The 17,290-nt window shown below is 35.9% G+C and carries 16 protein-coding genes; 11 read left to right on the plus strand and 5 right to left on the minus strand.

The features are described from left to right. The first annotated feature begins 96 nt into the window (after window positions 1-96). Window positions 97-1,359 carry a tryptophan synthase subunit beta gene (trpB, locus tag OQH61_RS06695; protein WP_266026602.1) on the plus strand — a complete coding sequence of 421 codons (1,263 nt, stop codon included), beginning with the start codon at window positions 97-99 and terminating at the stop codon, window positions 1,357-1,359. A gap of 16 nt (window positions 1,360-1,375) precedes the next feature. Here the strand turns inward: trpB and OQH61_RS06700 are convergent, their stop codons facing one another. Both OQH61_RS06700 and OQH61_RS06705 read right to left on the minus strand, forming a co-directional pair. Continuing rightward, entirely contained in the window at window positions 1,376-1,735 is a 360-nt protein-coding gene (locus OQH61_RS06700; protein ID WP_266026715.1) for a methionine-R-sulfoxide reductase, read from the minus strand. 7 nt (window positions 1,736-1,742) lie between these two features. Further along, window positions 1,743-2,747, minus strand: a complete 1,005-nt coding sequence (locus OQH61_RS06705; protein ID WP_266026603.1) for a lysozyme inhibitor LprI family protein — start codon at window positions 2,745-2,747, stop codon at window positions 1,743-1,745. A gap of 289 nt (window positions 2,748-3,036) precedes the next feature. Here OQH61_RS06705 and OQH61_RS06710 point away from each other — a divergent pair, with 289 nt between their 5' ends. From OQH61_RS06710 to OQH61_RS06730, 5 genes are all read left to right on the plus strand, one after another. Further along, window positions 3,037-4,611 carry a DUF2972 domain-containing protein gene (locus OQH61_RS06710; protein WP_266026604.1) on the plus strand — a complete coding sequence of 525 codons (1,575 nt, stop codon included), beginning with the start codon at window positions 3,037-3,039 and terminating at the stop codon, window positions 4,609-4,611. Between the two features lie 77 nt (window positions 4,612-4,688). Then, complete coding sequence (locus tag OQH61_RS06715; RefSeq protein ID WP_266026606.1) at window positions 4,689-5,537, plus strand: class I SAM-dependent methyltransferase; 849 nt, start codon at window positions 4,689-4,691, stop codon at window positions 5,535-5,537. A 47-nt stretch (window positions 5,538-5,584) separates the two neighbouring features. After that, on the plus strand, window positions 5,585-6,379 hold the full coding sequence (locus OQH61_RS06720) for a class I SAM-dependent methyltransferase (RefSeq protein ID WP_266026607.1): 795 nt from the start codon (window positions 5,585-5,587) through the stop codon (window positions 6,377-6,379). A 44-nt stretch (window positions 6,380-6,423) separates the two neighbouring features. Continuing rightward, complete coding sequence (locus OQH61_RS06725) at window positions 6,424-7,023, plus strand: hypothetical protein (RefSeq protein ID WP_266026608.1); 600 nt, start codon at window positions 6,424-6,426, stop codon at window positions 7,021-7,023. Further along, a complete protein-coding gene (locus OQH61_RS06730) occupies window positions 6,953-8,002 on the plus strand; it encodes a DUF2972 domain-containing protein (protein ID WP_266026609.1) in 1,050 nt (349 codons plus the stop codon). Before OQH61_RS06725 ends, OQH61_RS06730 begins: the two co-directional genes overlap by 71 nt. Window positions 8,003-8,194: 192 nt before the next feature. Here OQH61_RS06730 and OQH61_RS06735 read toward each other — a convergent pair whose 3' ends face one another. Genes OQH61_RS06735 through OQH61_RS06745 form a run of 3 tightly spaced genes read right to left on the minus strand, consistent with a single transcriptional unit; the run spans window position 8,195 to window position 11,896 of the window. Continuing rightward, window positions 8,195-9,949 (minus strand): hypothetical protein, encoded by a 1,755-nt coding sequence (locus OQH61_RS06735; RefSeq protein WP_266026610.1) that lies wholly within the window; start codon window positions 9,947-9,949, stop codon window positions 8,195-8,197. Further along, the gene (locus OQH61_RS06740; protein WP_266026611.1) at window positions 9,939-11,054 is read right to left on the minus strand and encodes a DNA methyltransferase; all 1,116 of its coding nucleotides are present in this window, start codon (window positions 11,052-11,054) and stop codon (window positions 9,939-9,941) included. Before OQH61_RS06740 ends, OQH61_RS06735 begins: the two co-directional genes overlap by 11 nt. Continuing rightward, window positions 11,054-11,896, minus strand: coding sequence for a DNA methyltransferase (locus OQH61_RS06745; protein ID WP_266026612.1), 843 nt, complete (start codon window positions 11,894-11,896; stop codon window positions 11,054-11,056). Before OQH61_RS06745 ends, OQH61_RS06740 begins: the two co-directional genes overlap by 1 nt. A gap of 183 nt (window positions 11,897-12,079) precedes the next feature. Between OQH61_RS06745 and OQH61_RS06750 the strand changes: the two genes are divergently transcribed. The 5 genes from OQH61_RS06750 to OQH61_RS06770 are packed head-to-tail and all read left to right on the plus strand — an operon-like array spanning window position 12,080 to window position 17,283. Further along, on the plus strand, window positions 12,080-14,413 hold the full coding sequence (locus OQH61_RS06750; RefSeq protein ID WP_266026613.1) for a PEP-utilizing enzyme: 2,334 nt from the start codon (window positions 12,080-12,082) through the stop codon (window positions 14,411-14,413). Beyond that, a complete protein-coding gene (locus OQH61_RS06755; RefSeq protein ID WP_266026614.1) occupies window positions 14,410-15,069 on the plus strand; it encodes a gamma-glutamyl-CDP-amidate hydrolase in 660 nt (219 codons plus the stop codon). Before OQH61_RS06750 ends, OQH61_RS06755 begins: the two co-directional genes overlap by 4 nt. Then, window positions 15,069-15,659, plus strand: a complete 591-nt coding sequence (locus OQH61_RS06760) for an adenylyl-sulfate kinase (RefSeq protein ID WP_266026615.1) — start codon at window positions 15,069-15,071, stop codon at window positions 15,657-15,659. Before OQH61_RS06755 ends, OQH61_RS06760 begins: the two co-directional genes overlap by 1 nt. A gap of 11 nt (window positions 15,660-15,670) precedes the next feature. Beyond that, window positions 15,671-16,429: a phosphocholine cytidylyltransferase family protein gene (locus tag OQH61_RS06765; RefSeq protein WP_266026616.1), complete on the plus strand. Its 759-nt coding sequence runs from the start codon at window positions 15,671-15,673 to the stop codon at window positions 16,427-16,429. Continuing rightward, window positions 16,426-17,283 carry a 3'(2'),5'-bisphosphate nucleotidase CysQ family protein gene (locus OQH61_RS06770; protein ID WP_266026617.1) on the plus strand — a complete coding sequence of 286 codons (858 nt, stop codon included), beginning with the start codon at window positions 16,426-16,428 and terminating at the stop codon, window positions 17,281-17,283. Before OQH61_RS06765 ends, OQH61_RS06770 begins: the two co-directional genes overlap by 4 nt. Window positions 17,284-17,290: the final 7 nt, after the last annotated feature.

Consider the following 17,290-nt stretch of genomic DNA (forward strand, 5'->3'; position numbering starts at 1 on the left):
ATTATACCAAATTTGCTTAAAAAGAATGCTATTTAAAGTGAAGCTAATGCGTTTTTTTCTATAATCTAAGTGATTTTAAAATAAAGAGTGGCAGAAATGAAAAAGAAAATATTTACAGAATCCAAAAATGGTTATTTTGGGGAAGAAAAAGGTGGCAATCACGCTTTTGGAGGGCAATATATTCCTGAAATCTTGCTCCCTGCCTTAAAGGAATTAGAGAGAGCATATCGTGGTGTGTTTATGAGCAAACCTTATAAAAAAGAGCTTAAAAGCTTATTTAAGCATTTTGTAGGGCGTCCGACACCACTTATTTATGCGGGGAATGCCTCAAAGATTCTCAAAAATGATATTTATTTGAAGTTTGAAGGTTTGGCAAATACAGGTGCGCACAAAATTAATAATGCGCTAGGGCAGGTACTTTTAGCAAAGCATATGAAGAAAAAACGCGTCATTGCCGAAACCGGAGCAGGACAGCACGGATTAGCCACAGCAGCAGCGTGCGCACGATTGGGACTAGATTGTGAAATTTTTATGGGCGAGATAGATATGGCAAGACAGCGTCCTAATGTATTTAATATGGAACTTTTTGGCGCAAAAGTTCATAGTGTGAGCAGCGGAAGCAAAACACTTAAAGATGCAGTTAATGAAGCATTGCGAGAGTGGAGTAAAAGAAGTGAAGATAGTTTTTATGTGCTAGGGAGCGCACTTGGACCTTATCCTTATCCTGATATTGTGCGAGATTTGCAAAGTGTGATAAGCAAGGAACTTAAAAAGCAAACAAAGGCTTATTTTAGCTCCTTGCCTGATATTATGGTGGCTTGTGTAGGTGGAGGAAGTAATGCTATGGGATTTTTTACTCATTATCTTAAAGAAGAGCGTGTGCGACTTATTGGCGTTGAGGCTGGAGGTGTAGGAAATGGAATAGGAGAAAACGCTATTAGGATTAATACAGCAAATGCGAGTGAGGGCATTGCACAAGGTTACAAGAGCCTTTTTTTACAAGATGAAGATGGTCAGCTAAGTCAAACTCATTCTATTTCTGCAGGACTTGATTATGCAGGAATTGGACCTCAATTAGCGCACTTGTATGAGGTTGGACGCGTGGAATTTCAATCTGCCACAGACAAACAAGCCCTAGAAGCACTCGCCTTTTTCGCACGATGTGAGGGTATTATCCCTGCTTTGGAATCTAGCCACGCACTTGCGGCAGTGATACATTTATGTAAAGATATAAAGGGTAAAAAAATCATTGCTAATATTTCTGGGCGCGGTGATAAGGATATATTTATTACTGCTAAAGCCCTTACACCTGAACATTGGAAGAGCTTTTTAAGCGAAGAACTCGCTCGTATGGGGTAGTTCTGTTCTTTGCTTTTTATTGTTGAGTTTTGCAAAAGCTAAGTGAGAGTGAATTTACGCAATGGCGCGTATTTTTAGGTGTAAAGCCCTCATTTTCAAATATATGCCCTAAATGTCCGCCACAATGAGCGCAGATGATTTCTGTGCGCACACCATCACTATCGGGTATGCGTTGTATCGCGCCTTTGATTTCATCATCAAAACTTGCCCAACCACAATGGGTAGGAAACTTAGACACAGAATCATAAAGTGGTGTGCCACATTGTCGGCAGAGATATGTGCCTTCTTCAAAATGATTTGTATAAATACCGCTAAAGGGTGCTTCAGTGGCTTTATGCAAAAGAACCGCGCGTTCTTGTTCATTTAGTGGTGGCATTTTCATATTAATCCTTTCTTTGAGGTATAAATTTTTGCAATGCTTCGTCTATATCCCTTATTTCTTCTCTTGGGCTAGGATAGTCTAGCTCATAAAATCTCTCACTCATCACTTCTTTTATGCACTTTGCATTTCCTCTGCAAGATTCTCTCTTTTTTAAATACGCTCTTTGAGTGTTTAAAAGCTCTTTTAACATAAGGGTTTTTTGTGCCTCTAGCTCTTGTTGCAGAGTGTTTATAAGTTTTGAATCTAACTCATTGATATTGATAGATTCTTGATTGTCTTTGTATGTGTATGACATTACTTCTTCTAAAGCGAGAGTCTTTATATATTCTCTTGCGCCAAGATACAAGACATTATTGACTCTATCTTGGTCTGCTAGAGAGGGATTAGAACAAATGCTCTTTTCACTCGCACTTCTTGCCTTTGTGCAGTCAAATCCAGCTTTAAGCTTGTAATATTCATCTGCGATATAATACTCTTCTCCCACATCAAATGTGCATTTCTGCTTCAAAAATGCACAGGCTTTATTTGCTTTGTGTTCCTCTATATCTATGCGCAAATGACTAGAATCTCTTTGTGCTATTAGGGTGCATTGTGGAAAAGCGGGAAAGAGAATCTGTGCTTTTGTAGGACTTAAAGGCTGCAAAAGCACAATGGGTTCATCTTTAATCTCATTTTCTTTATAGCAAGAACCCTCATTGCCCCATTCTCTCAATCTTGCGCCACCATTTATCGCGCTTTCAAGCAAAAAGCCTAGTTGTAAAGTATTTTCATTGTGCTTTAGAATCTTTATGCTAAAAGCATTGCTACTTAGCCTTGATGTGCCAGAATATGGGGCATAGAAGTAATCAGAGTGGGAAAATTCCTCTATATCACTCCAATGTTCCAATAAGGTAGCGTTGGTTTGTTTTGTTGGATTATTTTGGCTTGCAACGCCAATGTTTGCTAGAAGCATTCCTGCAAACAAAGTGGCACATAATATTTTCAAAAATTGAGACTTATTTTTCATTGTTGAGACTTCTTTTGTAAATTTTAAGGTAAAGTGTTTAATGATACCCTGCGGTTACTTAAAATGTGCTATATTACCCTTTGGCTAGAAAGCCTTAGAGTTCACGGAATTCACATTAGTTTTATGCGTTATATGATTGTAGCATTTGTAATTACTCTGCCTGTGCTGTTTTTAGCACTTCTTGAATTGATTGTGGGGTATTGGATTTGGGTTTAGCACTACGTTTTTGTGAAAAATTACTTAGATTCATTAATAATATAAATGATTAAGATGATTAGGGGGAATGATAATGAAACAATCTAAAACAACAAAAATTTATAAAAGAATGGGCTTAAAATATGCTTTTGCATATCAAGTTAAGAAAAAAACAAGCAAAATTAAAAGAAGTAAATTTTATCTCACTACAAGAATGTTTATCTTAATTATAAAATCAGGTTATGCCCCATTATTTTATTTTTATTTGAGAAAATACCATATTTTGATTGAGAATGAAGCTAGCTTAGATTTGATTACTAAGGAATACAACAATATCAAACTCTGGCTTGATTCTGATACATTTAAAGAAAAATATGCCAATCACCCCTATCCACCTTTGCTTAATCCCCAAGAGTTGGATTATACGAAAATTACTGCTAAAGTTGCGTGGGATTTGAATTTGCCTTTACCACCTTATTATCTGTTTGTGTTTTTTGGTAGCCACGCTTCGGGTAATAGGGGATTGGAGAGTTTTTTGAGGAGATGTGGGGGATTAAATTATTGTGTGCAATCATCTCCGTGTAATGGCAAATCTTGGGCAAAAGAATCTTATTTTTGTTTCTTTAAGCAAATTATGAGGAATTATGATTATATTTCGCCCCCCCCCCCATTATATTTTGGCTATTTGTCTATCCGAGAATATATGCTTAATGATAAATATAAAGACAAGCTTTATGCCCTTATCCCCAAAGGAAAAACACTTTGTTTGGTTCGAGATCCAATAGGTATGCTTAAGAGCTATACTTCGTATCATTGTAGGCATAGTTTTACACAAGTATTTGAGCTTGTTCTTAGTCCTAGTGAGATTTTTGAGCAACTCATACAATATCCAGATTGGTATTATAATGAAAAATGCGCTACTTGGGATTGGCAATACAGCAAGTATCCTACACTGCGAACAAGTGCATTTCGGTTAAGTTTATTGGATATGACTTTCCACGACACAGATTTAAGAAAAGCTTTGATTAATATAGCAGATGAAGATATACTATGTATTGATATGTCTGACATTGTAGGTGAGAAAGCTTTTGAGACAATGAATACTTTGGCAAAAGAATTTCATTTCCCTGCTCCAAAGCCTAGTGATAAAGAGAAGTTTGAAGTCAAGGCAGGTTTATATGAGGGAGTGTTGCCCATAAAGTTTGCTTACAAGAATATATATATTTACCTCTTGGATAATGCCTATTGTTCGGATAGTAGATTCTACATAGAATTAGGGCAATTTGTTGAGCACAAAAATGCTTTTGAGCATTATCAAGACATCACACAATTTCTCTTTCAACAAGAATGTTTTTATGAACGTATTATTGTGTGTATTGAGAAAAAAGACTTTGAGATTCTAAAACAAGATACAAAAACTTGTGAGCAAATCAAAACCTATCTCCTTACATTTATACCACGTTTAGAGGAGCAAAGGAAAATTGAAGAGGCAAAGAGATTTGGCGAAAAAGACATTTTAGAATATCTTAAATTGCATAAAGATTTATGTCTTAAAGCAAAAGAAGTATTTGATTCTCATCTCACATTTCTTAAATCTGTGCGCCCAGATATTATAGAATCTTGGAAGTATTATCAGGAGTTTTTACGAATTTGTGAGGAAATATCTTAGGCAAGTTAAGGTTATTAATGTTTTGCTATACTTTGATTTAATCGTTAATTAAAAAAAAATTCAAGGAGACTCAAATAATGAAACAAGGTGATTTTACACAAGTGGCGAAAGCCTATCATAATCGTCCGGCATATAGCCCGATGTTGCTAGAGAAGCTCGTTGCTTGTATTAATGATGAGCAAAAGAATCTTAAAGATTTGCAAATCGTAGAAGTGGGTGCGGGGACAGGGAAACTAACCAAAATGCTAAGCGAGTTTGGAATGCAAGTCTTAGCCGTAGAGCCAAATGACGCAATGAGAGAGGAGGGCATCGCCTATACAAAAGACACAAATATCAAGTGGCAAAAAGGAAGTGGAGAGGAAACCGGTGTGCAAAGTGGAATCGCAGATTGGGTGATTATGGCAAGTAGCTTCCATTGGACTGACCCTAAGAAATCTTTGCCCGAGTTTGCGAGAATCTTAAAAAATTCTGCGGCTCAAAATGGCTCTTACAATACTTTTGCTCACAATACTTCTGCGGGGGGGGGGGGGTATTTCACTGCTATATGGAATCCTAGAAATATCCTAGAGGGTTCTGTATTCTATGAAATTGAACAAGAGATTAAGAATATTGTTCCAGAGCTTGCTAGAGTGAGTAGCGGGACACAAAATGTCAAAAAATGGGAAGAAATCCTCGTCTCCACAGGGGATTTCACAGATTGCTTTTTTATGGAGTGCGATTATATAGAGATAATGGACAAGGCGCGTTATCTAGGAGCGTGGCACTCGGTAAATGATATACAAGCCCAAGCAGGGGAACAAAGATGGAAAAAGATTTTGGAAATGATAGAATCCAAAATCTTAGGATTGCAAACTTTAGAGATTCCTTACAAGATTCGCGCTTGGACGGCTAGAAAGTCCAATGCGAAAGGAGGTTCTAAGGCATAGTTCTCTTTCTTTTCTCTTGCATTGGGCAACGTACAAAGGAAACAACAATGCAAGAGAACAAGACAGGACAGAATAGGATAGTAGAACAAGTTTGGGACTATACAAAGCACGCGAAATTTTATGAGTTTCGCCCAAATTACGCACCTAAGAGCATTGATATGCTGATTACTTTAGCGCGTGGGGAAAAGACAGGTAGTCTAAAAGTAGCCGACATTGGTGCTGGGACAGGGAACTTAAGCATAATGCTGCTAGAGCGAGGGTGCGAAGTAGTTAGCGTAGAGCCAAATGACGCAATGCGTGAGATTGGCATTGAGCGAACCAAAGGGCAAAAGATAGAGTGGGTGAGAGCCACCGGTGTGGATTCCACATTGCAAAGCGGGAGTTTTGATTGGGTAACTTTTGGCAGTAGCTTTAATGTAATGGACAGGACAGAGGCGTTAAAAGAGGCACACAGATTGCTTAAGAGCAAGGGATACTTTTCGTGTATGTGGAATCACAGGGATTTAAACGACCCCATTCAGCAAAAGGCAGAAAATGCGATTGTATCTATCGTGCCAAATTATACAAGAGGTGTGAGACGCGAAGACCAACGCCCTGTGATTGAAGCACATCAAGATTTGTTTGATAATATTATTTACATTGAAGAGGATTTTTATTTTCATCAAAGCTTGGAAAATTATATTTTAGCGTGGAGAAGCGTGAAAAATCCTTATTGGGATTTGGAGACGAGTGAGGGGCAAGAGATTTTTGATAAAATCACTGCAAAAATGCGCCAAAGCTTACCTAAAGAGTTTGACATCAAATACACTACACGTTGTTGGAGTGCGAGAAAGGTGGGGTAAATCCAATCTAATAGGGCGAGTTGAGTTAAATAAGGAGTGGAAGAATGAGCAAAACAATGCAGATTTTAAAACAAAGGGGCTTGAAAAATGCCCTTGAATATGTCGTAGATAAAAAGGCGCATAAAGGTGGAATCTATGCTTTGCTTCAGCGGCTTATGATGGCTCAAATCCTGCGTAGGTTAGATGTTGCTCGTTCCAAAGAGATGATTTTGTTTTGCAAAAAACACCATATTTATAATGCCAGCAATGCTTTTTTAGAGTATTTTATCAAGGAATACAACAATATCAAACTCTGGCTTACTTCTGACACATTTAAAGAAAAGTATGCCAATCACCCCTATCCACCTTTGCTTAATCCTAGCACTTTAGATTATGAGCGCATTTCACCTCAAATCGCTTGGGAGTTAAATATCCCTTTGCCCAAACGCTATTCTTTTATCTATTTTGGTAGCCACGCTTCAGGCAATAGGGGATTAAATCATTTTATCTTAAATTGTGGAGGAATGGATTACATTCGCTATCCCTCTTCTTCAAAAATAATCTACGAAAAATATTGGGAGCAGATTCTCTCTTATGATTATATTTCGCCCCCCCCCCCCATTATATTTTGGCTATTTGTCTATCCGAGAATATATGCAAGATAAAGATAGCGGTAAGTTGTATGCGTTAATCCCTCAAACCAAAGCTTTAAATCTTGTTAGAGACCCCATAAGCGTTTTAAAAAGCGGAATAAACTTTAGGAGAAAGCGACTGCAAGTTGCGCAAGAGGAGAATCTAAGCCTCACACTAGAGCCAGATTTCATTTGTGAAAACCTTATAGGCTACAATGGATTTGATACGCAAAAGAATGAATCTACTTTTGGCAAAGGAGATGAGCCTTGTTTTGAGACGATTAGGGGTTCTTTGAAATACAACTTCACAGATTTCCACGACACAGATTTAAGAAAAGCTTTGATTAATATAGCAGATGAAGATATACTATGTATTGATATGTCTGACATTGTAGGTGAAAAAGCCTTTGAGACAATGAATACTTTGGCAAAAGAATTTCATTTCCCTGCTCCAAAGCCTAGTGATAAAGAGAAGTTTGAAGTCAATGTGTCTTATTATGAGGGGTTATTACCTCTTGTTTTTAGAATCCAAACAGAGCAAGAAAGCATTGCGCTTCATTTAATAGATAAGATTTTTGCATTTGATGAGAGGATTTATGTCAAAGTCCCTGTAGATGAAGTGGATATTTGGCAGCACAAAAAGGCTTTGGATAATTTTTTAGACATCACACAATTTCTCTTTCAACAAGAATGTTTTTATGAACGTATTATTGTGTGTATTGAGAAAAAAGACTTTGAGATTCTAAAACAAGATACAAAAACTTGTGAGCAAATCAAAACCTATCTCCTTACATTTATACCACGTTTAGAGGAGCAAAGGAAAATTGAGGAATCTAAAAAGATAAGTGAAGAGCAGATTTTGCAATATTTAGGCACTCATAAAGAACTCGCATTTGAAGCCAAAGTAGTGTTTGCAAGACATTTAGAGTTTTTATCCTCTGTGCGCCCAGATATTATAGAATCTTGGAAGTATTATCAGGAGTTTTTGCAAATTTGTGAGGAGATGCGTTAATGCCCTTTTAGGTGCATTTCTAGTTTCTCTTGCAAGTCTTTTACATTATGAATTGTCTTGCCCTCTCCATTTTCAAAGCATTCTATCTGCCACTTATTTTCTTTTAAAATAGGCAGATAAAAGCAATGCTTTTAGAATATTAGTAAAATTTCTTGACGAATAACCATTTATAATTTTATTGATAAAAAAGCATTATGCTTTATAAATTAAATCTAAATTAATACTTCCTTGTAATTTATTTTCTGTATTAACTAAAGGCTTAAAAATTTCTAATAAATCTATATTGATAACTGCTATATTCCATAAAATATTTGTTTGAAAATTCTTAGAGATTAAATCAAAACCAAAAATATAATCTACTTCCAATAAAGGAGCGAATAAATTGTTTTGATATTTAGAGCCAAGCCCTAAGTAAAGATTATTTTCATTAATATTCTGCGTAAAGTGTAGTTTTTCAAGCAATTTTTGTAAGGAATCTCTGTGATTGTTTTTGAGATTGAGTAATTTTCGTTCATCTTCTTTTAAGTCATTGTGTTTTTCTTTATTTTCGTGGAGTAAAACGAAATATTTTTGAGAATGTTTATAGGCAATAATATCAAGATAAATTCTTTTTGTTTGCCTACCACTTCCTATAATAATTGCCCTATCACCTTGTGCGCCGGGATAACTTAACGCTAAGATTTCGCAACCCATTTGCCTAAACAATAAAACACTAGCGTAAGTAATAATATCTTCTTTAGCATTCTGAAAGGATAAATAGGAAAGATTTAAAGGTATTTCATTATGAGAATGCAAACTTTTCAAATACTCTTTAACAATATTAAAATCCCAAGAAATTTCACATAAGATATTTTGATGATAATCGCATAGCTGTAATTTTGTTGAATTAAGAAAAATAGATTTATAAGTAATGCTTGTATAATTTTGCAAAAATTCTCTAAGTTTTTCATTTGAAATATGATAGTGAATGGAATCTCTTTTTTCAAATTGTAAATGAATACCTGTCGCTACTTTAAATATTTCTAGTGCATTTTTTGCATTTGGTATTTTATTGATTTTTTCTATAAATGGCTCTAGTCTTGCTTTTATATTTTTTGATAATCCATCAAAAAGCCCTTGATAACTTTCTTTTCCAATTAACTTTTCTCGCATAATAATAAATTTTGTCGTGATATTTTCTAGCCCAAAAAGCATACTAACAAAAAACAAAATTCCTCTATCTGGGTCCATTGCGTGTCCAAAGCGATTGATTTTGACAATAAGTTCATTTTTGCTTTTTTGAAATCTTGTGGAATTGACAAAATTATTTTTTAAATTCTTCAGTGTTACTTCATTGGAATATTTTGTGATTTCCTCTTCTAAAAGTGAAGCATAAACTTCTGTAAAGCTCACGCACTCCACAATTTTGCAGCAAAGATTTTTTAAGATATATGCAATTTCATCGCTACAAGCAATGCAAGACAACCTTGTAGAATGTGTCAATAAAAGAGAATTTTCGCTTTTCCAATCAACGAAATATACAAGAGATTTATGTTTTAAGGCTAAATTTATTTCTTGTTCAAGCGTGATTTTATCGCCTCCTCCGTGTTTGGCTAAAGAGTTTTTCAGAGTGGGACTAATCTTTAAGACAGGCACTTGAAAAATACTTGCCCAAAAATATACATCACTTCTTTGCATTTTATGGTCATCAGTAGGCACTGCTGTGGAATACTCTATAAGCAAAATAGGAATCTCATAAGAATTTGAAAGGATAGTAATTACAATATCAAAATCTTTGAGTTTGGCAATTTTTTGTAAATTAGAATCTGTTTTTAAAATTGTCCCTCTTGCTTTGGTCGGGTAAATATTTTTGATAATAAAATGTTTATTTATGTTTAAAAAATAATCTTTGAAGTCTAAGCCTTGTTCTAAGCACTCTGCATAAATTCTTATCTCATCAATTTGCATTGCTATTCCTCGCAAAAACTAGAATATGCTCTTTTTTATTTTTTGTGCGGTAACTTTGTGCAAAAGAACGACTTGTTTTATCAAGCTCACTAAAAGAATAATCTAGTAAATCCCAATGTAATTTTGTAGCAATTTCTAAAATCTCGTCTTTAGCATTGTAAATGTTTCCTGCGATTTTTCCATCGCCCATTACGATTCCTATCATACCATTTTGTTTTAAAACTTTATTGCATTGTGTGAAAATCTCCATTAAATCATTGTTGAATTTTTCTTTAGGCAGTTTAAGGCTTGAATATTCTCTTCTTGAACCTATTTCATTACTCATACTAAATTTGACATCATAATCCAACCATAGCATTCTATGTTTGTGGTAGAGATAATAATCATAAGTGTTTGGATAGGGAGGAGAAGTAAAGATTAAAGAGATAGAATTTTTGTTGATTTTTTGTGTAAGTTGCTTCGCATTATGTAAAAATACTTGAGATTGTTTGAAATCTTGGCTATAAATATTTTGATAAATTTCCAACGCATTTTTAAGCTTTTCATTAAATTTTGCAAAAATATATTTTTCATCAATATAGGGTTTTTCTATACTTGCATATCGTGTGTCGGAATCTTGATTTGAAGCTATGTTGATAATACTAGAAAAAATAAGTTGTAAGAAAGTCATATATTTTTCATTATTTTGTGCATAGTTGTAGATTTGCTCCTTTATGCTTGAGAGGGCTTTAATGGATTCTTGTTTAAACCAATGCGTGATATTGTCGTAAGAATGGAACTTTGTTGTTTGATAAAGGGGATTTATAATAAAATGTTGCAATTCCTGTATGTCTTTTTTATTTAAATTTAAAAGTTTAAATTGCGAAATTAATACAGCAATAAAATTAATATCAAGTCCTATACTTTGCCTCTTTAGGAGTCGTGAAGCTAAAAGCGTTGTGCCAGAGCCACAAAAAGGGTCTAAAACTACATCATTTTCTCTTGAATATTTTTTAATGTATTGTGCTGCTAAATCAATAGTAAATTTTGCTGGGTAAGGGTGTATTTTGTCAAGCTTTCTTGGATAGAGTAAATCATCAATACTATTTTGCAAAATTTGCGTCATTAAGATTTCCTTAAAACTACGATGAAAGAGTGGTTTTGATTGACATAAAATACACTAGGATAACCAAGCAAAACTAATCTTCGCCTTTCATTTTGGTCCCAAATAATTAAATCGTGGTATTTAAACCCAGCTTCTTCTCCAGCTCTTGCAATATGAGAATGTAAATCAACATAAGGAATTTTATTTTTTGTATCTCTATAATCTTTTACTACCCAAATATTATAGCCTTTTGGTTTTGTTTTAGCAAAAATCTTTAGCATAAGAGATTTAACTGCATTGATATAGGATTGAAAATCCATATTTCCAAAATCTTTTTCGTGGTTTGAGTAAATCTTTGTCGTGGCATTATTATCCACAACAAAAGCAGATTTTTTATGTCTTTTTGTCCTATCATCAATGACTTTATGAATTAAATCTGCATAGGGTGGTGAGGTGAAAGTGAGGCTAATAGAATCGTCTTGTAAAGTTTCTATCAATTCTAAGCAATCACCTTGCAAAATTGTGCAATTTGTAAATTCATTAGAAAATAAAGAATACGATTCTTTTAAATCTTGTGAAGCCATAGAGTAAAACTCACTTGAAAGCTCAAAACCTATCATATTGCGCTTTAACTCTAAAGCACTTTTTGCAGTCGTGCCTATCCCCAAAAATGGGTCTAGCACATAGTCGTTTTTGCTTGAATATAAAGCAATAATTCTATCACTGAGTTTTTTGGGAAAAGTAGCTCCGTGCTTTAAGGCATTTTTGGAACGAGGAGAAGACACATCATTCCATACAGAACGAGAGTTTTTTGCCCATTCTTGTGTGCTTAAACCATTAAAGGAAATTTGCGTTTTATTCAAATAAATATCCTTAAAATAATTTGCGGATATTCTAGCAAATGTTATCTAAATAAACTCCTAAAACAATGCAGCTTTATCTAGTGAAGTTTAAGGATTTCGCACAGATAAAGCAAGCACAAAATAAAGAATTTTCAAGCAAGTTTAAACTATAATACTGCCTTATTTGCAAAATTAAGGTTTATAATGCACACATTATCTTTCTCTACCAAAGCGCGTAATTTAGAGGCTTTATCCACCACACTAAAGAGTGCGAAAATCTTGCCTTTGTGCTTAACTTCCTTAGAGGAGTTAGAATCCAATGAGGCAGAGGTATTGGCTAGAATAAAATTCTTTAGCACAAAAGCGCAAAAACTCATTATTCGCAGTAGTTCTAAAAGTGAAGATAGTGCGCAGACTTCTAATGCGGGAGCATTCTTGAGCCTTGCAAATATCAATGTGGAATCCCAAGAGGCGATTTTGGAAGCTTTGCACAAAGTCGGAGCGTCTATGCCAAATAAGGACGATGAGATTTTAATCCAACCTATGCTAGAGCGGATTTCAATGTGTGGCGTGGCGATGAGTGCGGACAAAGATACCCTTGCGCCTTATTACTGCATTGAATGGGATAAAAGCGGTTCAAATAGTGCGATTACAGAGGGAAGTGCCAAAGGCTTAAGCTTTTTTGCGCACAAGCAAGCGGCATTGCCCAAAGAGGAGGATTTGAAATCTATTATTTTAATGCTAAGGGAGCTTGAGGAGCTTTTTGATTATCCCTTTTTAGATGTGGAATTTGCGTTAGACTCTCAAAGGGATTTGTATTGTCTGCAAGTGCGCCCCCTTGTAATTAAAGATAAGCTTAATCTCTATGAAGCCCTGCCATTTAGTGCGCTAGAGAGATTGCAAAAACGCATTGTATCCTTGCAGAAGCAAACATCAGATATTTATGGCAAACGCGCGATTTTTGGCGTAATGCCTGATTGGAATCCTGCCGAGATTTTGGGACTAAAGCCTAAGCGGTTAGCTCTAAGCCTCTATAAAGAAATCATTACCGATAATATTTGGGCATATCAGCGAGATAATTATGGCTATCTTAATCTACGCTCTCACCCGCTAATGCACTGCTTTTTGGGGATTCCCTATATTGATGTGCGCTTGTCTTTTAACTCCTTTATCCCCAAAGCCTTAGATAAAAAAATCGCAAGTAAGTTGGTGGATTATTATTTAGATACGCTAGAGGCAAACCCGCATTTACACGATAAGATAGAATTTAACATTGTCTTTTCGTGCTATGATTTTAATATCCCGCGCAAATTAAAAAACCTCCTTGCAAAAGGCTTTAATGAGAATGAGACCAAAAGGCTAGAATTTGCACTTTTGGAGCTGACAAATTCTATCATCAATCCCAAAAAAGGCTTGTATATCAAGGATTTAAAAAAGATTGCAAGGCTAGAGAAGATTTGTAAGGAGGTAGAAGATTCTAACTTGCCTATTTTGGATAAGATTTATTGGCTTTTAGAATCTTGCAAGAGATATGGGACTTTACCTTTTGCAGGGATTGCAAGGGCGGGGTTTGTGGCGATGAGTTTGCTTAATTCGCTTGTAGAAATTGGATTTTTTACTTTAGAGGAAAAACAGGCATTTTTAAATTCTCTCAAAACAATCAGCAAAGAGTTAAGCCTCAATGTCGCCACGCTTAAGCAAGAGAACAAAGCGGAATTTTTAAGCAAATTTGGGCATTTGCGCCCTAGCACTTATAATATTTTAAGCCCACGTTATGATGAGGATTTTGAAAGTTATTTTGATTTGGGCGCAAAGGGCAATTTGGCATTAGATGAAACGCCCTTTGCGCTAGATTCTAAAAAGTTAGAATCTCTCAATATGCTTTTAAGCGAACACGGGCTTAAGATTGGTGCAAAGGAGTTTTTAGAGTTTCTAAAAAGAGCTATTGAGGGTAGGGAGTATGCGAAGTTTGAATTTACTAAACTGCTCTCCCGCGCTTTAAGTCTCATTGGCGAACTAGGGGATTATTATGGAATCCCAAAAGAGGAAATGGCACATTTGGATATTCAAAATATTCTAAACCTCTATGCTTCGCTTTATTCTAAGAATCCCAAAGAGAGATTTGTAGAGGAAATCAAAAGGCACAAAGAGGAATACGCCTTAACTCTTGCTTTAAAACTCCCTGTGTTGATTACCGATGTAGAGCAGATTGTGAGCTTTAAAAGTGCGGAGATTGTGCCAAATTTCATCACACAGAAGTCTGTGAGTGCGCTTACAAGTGATTTAAGCGGTAATGAGGAATTAGAGGGCAAGATTGTGCTGATTAAATCTGCTGACCCCGGATTTGATTATTTGTTTGCGAAAAATATTGCAGGACTCATTACTTGCTATGGTGGGGCAAACTCCCATATGGCAATTCGCGCAAGTGAGCTAGGACTACCAGCGGCGATTGGTGTAGGTGAGGAAAACTTTACTAAGTTTTTAAAGGCAAAGCGCATTAAGCTAGATTGTGAAAGTGGGCAGATTGTAGTCTTATGAAATTTATCGCACTGACACAAAGATTGCTAGAGAACACAAGCTATTATGAACTGCGAGAGGCTTTAAGCGTAGAGTGGGGTGCATTTTTTAAGGAGCATTTGCAAGGCTTTTTGCCCTTGCCCTTAAGCTATGCGATTCCCTTTAGTATTTATGCAAAGTCTCTAGGAAATTCTTTAGGTGGTGTGCTTTTAAGCGGTGGGAATGATTTGAACTCTCTTAATCCCAATCCGCTATCGTTGAGGCGTGATGAATACGAGGCGCAAATCATTACGCATTGTATGCAACATAATGTGCCTTTGCTTGGAATCTGTCGTGGGGCGCAGATGATAGCGGAGTATTTTAGCTCACAATTAGAGCTTTTAGAGGGGCATATCGGCAATCATCAAGTTTTTAATCTACGCAATGGCGATACATTTGAGGTCAATTCTTTTCATAACTATGGCATTAGAACTTTGGGAGAATGCTTAGAGCCTCTAATTTTAGCACAAGATAAGAGCATAGAGGCTTTCAAGCATAAACAAAAGCCTATTTTTGCGCTTATGTGGCATATTGAACGCACTTTGCAGACACAAGGAAAGCAAGCAGAAAATAATGGACTCATCAACAATGAAGTAATAAGAGAGTGGAAAAAGTTAATAGAATCTAAGGAGAAATAATGCAACAAGCTACCCTAAAACAAACAACACAGGAAGAAAGTAAAGTCATTCAAAGCACTCAAAAAAGCCAAAAGGGTGCAGTAATTTGGGTCTGTGGATTAGCAGGGGCTGGAAAAACTACGATTGCCCAAAAAGTTTTTGCACTTTTAGAACAAAAGTATAGTAATGTAATATTCCTTGATGGTGATGAGATTAGAGAGATTTTTGGGCGCAGTGGTTTTAGCAAAGAGGAGCGTTTGGAAGTCGCACGATTGATTGCAAAATTATGCGTTTTTCTTTCAAAAAGTGGTTTAATTGTAGTGTGTGCAACTATTTCACTCTTTGATGAGATTTATGCTTTCAATCGTGCGCATATTTCGCATTATTTTGAAGTGTTTGTAGAATGTTCTATGGAAGAATTGCTAAGACGAGATAAAAAATCCTTGTATTCTAAAGCCCAAAAGGGAGAGATAAAAGATGTTATGGGCATAGATTTAACCTATGATACGCCCAATGCACACTATGTGCTTCAAAATAACACTGCAGATAAGTTAGATTCTAAAGTCAGTGAGCTTTATGAAGTGGTAGAAAAATTTTTAATGCAAAGATAAGGAGTAAAATAATGAAAGCAATGATTCTAGCGGCGGGATTTGGCTCAAGGCTAATGCCTCTAACGAAAGAAAATCCAAAATGTATGGTGGAATATCGCGGAAAAAAGCTCATTGATTATGAAATTTGGGCTTTAAAGGACTCTGGGATTGAGGATATTGCAGTGGTGGGTGGATATTTGTTTGATGTTTTAAAAGGCTATGTGGAATCACAATTTAATATAAAAAATATTTATCAAAATATAAATTATGATAAAACAAATATGGTGCAAACATTCTTTTGTGCGCGAGAATTTATAGAATCTTGTATCAAAGAGAAGCAAGATTTGGTGGTTTCTTATGCGGATATTGTGTATAGCGCAGAGATTGTGCGCTTATTGGCAGAATCGCAAGAGTCTCTAAGTATCGTGGTGGATAAGAATTGGCGCAAACTTTGGGAGAGACGATTTGAAAATCCCCTTTTGGACGCAGAGACATTAAAGATACAAGAGGGCAAAGTCATAGAGATTGGGCAAAAGCCTAAGAGTTATGAGGAGATACAGGGGCAGTATATCGGGCTTTTTAAGTTTTCGCATTGCTTTTTACCGCAAGTTTTGACATTTTATGATAGCTTGGATAGAAATGCAATGTATGATGGCAAGGATTTTGATAATATGTATATGACAAGCTTCCTACAAGCCTTGATTAATGCCTATGGTGGGGCAAGAGCGGTGGAGATTAAGGGGGGTTGGTGTGAGATTGACTTTAAGAGTGATTTGGAGATTATGATATGAACGCTTTACTCTATCAAAGTGCTATGATTGCAATCAATGCAGGAGCGTTGGTGCTGCAATACTATGGCTTAGAGGATTTTAAGTTGAAATCGGATTCCTCTCCCGTTACAAAAGCAGATTTAGAATCTAATGCGCTAATTACGCAGGAATTACAAGTCAAATCCCCTTATAAAGTCTGCTCTGAAGAAGCGGTATTAGACTATGAGGAGCGCAAAGACTTAGAATATTATTGGCTCATTGACCCTCTTGATGGGACAAAGGACTTTTTGGCAAAAAATGGCGGTTTTACGATTAATATCGCCTTAATTCACAAGAATCGTCCGATTTTGGGTGTCGTGTATGCTCCTGCATTTTATCAGCTCTACTTTGCGCTAAAGGGCTTTGGAAGCTTTACTTGTGAGCCTCAAACATTAAAAAATGCACTAGATTCTAAATCTCTCAATCCCGTTTGGTTAGAGCAAAATAAGCAAAAATTAAATGGAGAGCGAATCGTAAAAGAGGAGCAGATTATCGCTTGTGATTCTATGTTTCATAGCACACAAGAAACGCAAGATTTTGTTGCAAAATATCATTTAAAAGTGCAAAAATATGGCTCATCGCTTAAGGTTTGCGCACTTGCAGAGGGCAAAGCAGATATTTATCCGCGTTTGAATGGCACGAGTGAATGGGATACCGCAGCATCGGATATTGTGCTAGAAGAAGCAGGCGGTGTAATGCTAGATTATGAGAGTAAGAAGCCCTTGCAGTATAATAAGCCAAGTGTGAGGAATCCCTATTTTCTAGCTTTTGCCAAGTCGCAAGTGGGAGGAGTGATTTATACAAATTTTTTTTCGCACTTATGTCCCCTATGCTAAAATCTCA

Source organism: Helicobacter sp. MIT 21-1697, from assembly GCF_026241255.1.
Lineage (GTDB): Bacteria > Campylobacterota > Campylobacteria > Campylobacterales > Helicobacteraceae > Helicobacter_C.

What these genes read in the sequence shown, in the direction of transcription:
- trpB (WP_266026602.1), top strand. Translation starts at nt 97, where the DNA reads ATGAAAAAGAAAATATTTACAGAATCCAAAAATGGTTATTTTGGGGAA.
- OQH61_RS06700 (WP_266026715.1), bottom strand. Translation starts at nt 1,735, where the DNA reads ATGCCACCACTAAATGAACAAGAACGCGCGGTTCTTTTGCATAAAGCC.
- OQH61_RS06705 (WP_266026603.1), bottom strand. Translation starts at nt 2,747, where the DNA reads ATGAAAAATAAGTCTCAATTTTTGAAAATATTATGTGCCACTTTGTTT.
- OQH61_RS06710 (WP_266026604.1), top strand. Translation starts at nt 3,037, where the DNA reads ATGAAACAATCTAAAACAACAAAAATTTATAAAAGAATGGGCTTAAAA.
- OQH61_RS06715 (WP_266026606.1), top strand. Translation starts at nt 4,689, where the DNA reads ATGAAACAAGGTGATTTTACACAAGTGGCGAAAGCCTATCATAATCGT.
- OQH61_RS06720 (WP_266026607.1), top strand. Translation starts at nt 5,585, where the DNA reads ATGCAAGAGAACAAGACAGGACAGAATAGGATAGTAGAACAAGTTTGG.
- OQH61_RS06725 (WP_266026608.1), top strand. Translation starts at nt 6,424, where the DNA reads ATGAGCAAAACAATGCAGATTTTAAAACAAAGGGGCTTGAAAAATGCC.
- OQH61_RS06730 (WP_266026609.1), top strand. Translation starts at nt 6,953, where the DNA reads ATGATTATATTTCGCCCCCCCCCCCCATTATATTTTGGCTATTTGTCT.
- OQH61_RS06735 (WP_266026610.1), bottom strand. Translation starts at nt 9,949, where the DNA reads ATGCAAATTGATGAGATAAGAATTTATGCAGAGTGCTTAGAACAAGGC.
- OQH61_RS06740 (WP_266026611.1), bottom strand. Translation starts at nt 11,054, where the DNA reads ATGACGCAAATTTTGCAAAATAGTATTGATGATTTACTCTATCCAAGA.
- OQH61_RS06750 (WP_266026613.1), top strand. Translation starts at nt 12,080, where the DNA reads ATGCACACATTATCTTTCTCTACCAAAGCGCGTAATTTAGAGGCTTTA.
- OQH61_RS06755 (WP_266026614.1), top strand. Translation starts at nt 14,410, where the DNA reads ATGAAATTTATCGCACTGACACAAAGATTGCTAGAGAACACAAGCTAT.
- OQH61_RS06760 (WP_266026615.1), top strand. Translation starts at nt 15,069, where the DNA reads ATGCAACAAGCTACCCTAAAACAAACAACACAGGAAGAAAGTAAAGTC.
- OQH61_RS06765 (WP_266026616.1), top strand. Translation starts at nt 15,671, where the DNA reads ATGAAAGCAATGATTCTAGCGGCGGGATTTGGCTCAAGGCTAATGCCT.
- OQH61_RS06770 (WP_266026617.1), top strand. Translation starts at nt 16,426, where the DNA reads ATGAACGCTTTACTCTATCAAAGTGCTATGATTGCAATCAATGCAGGA.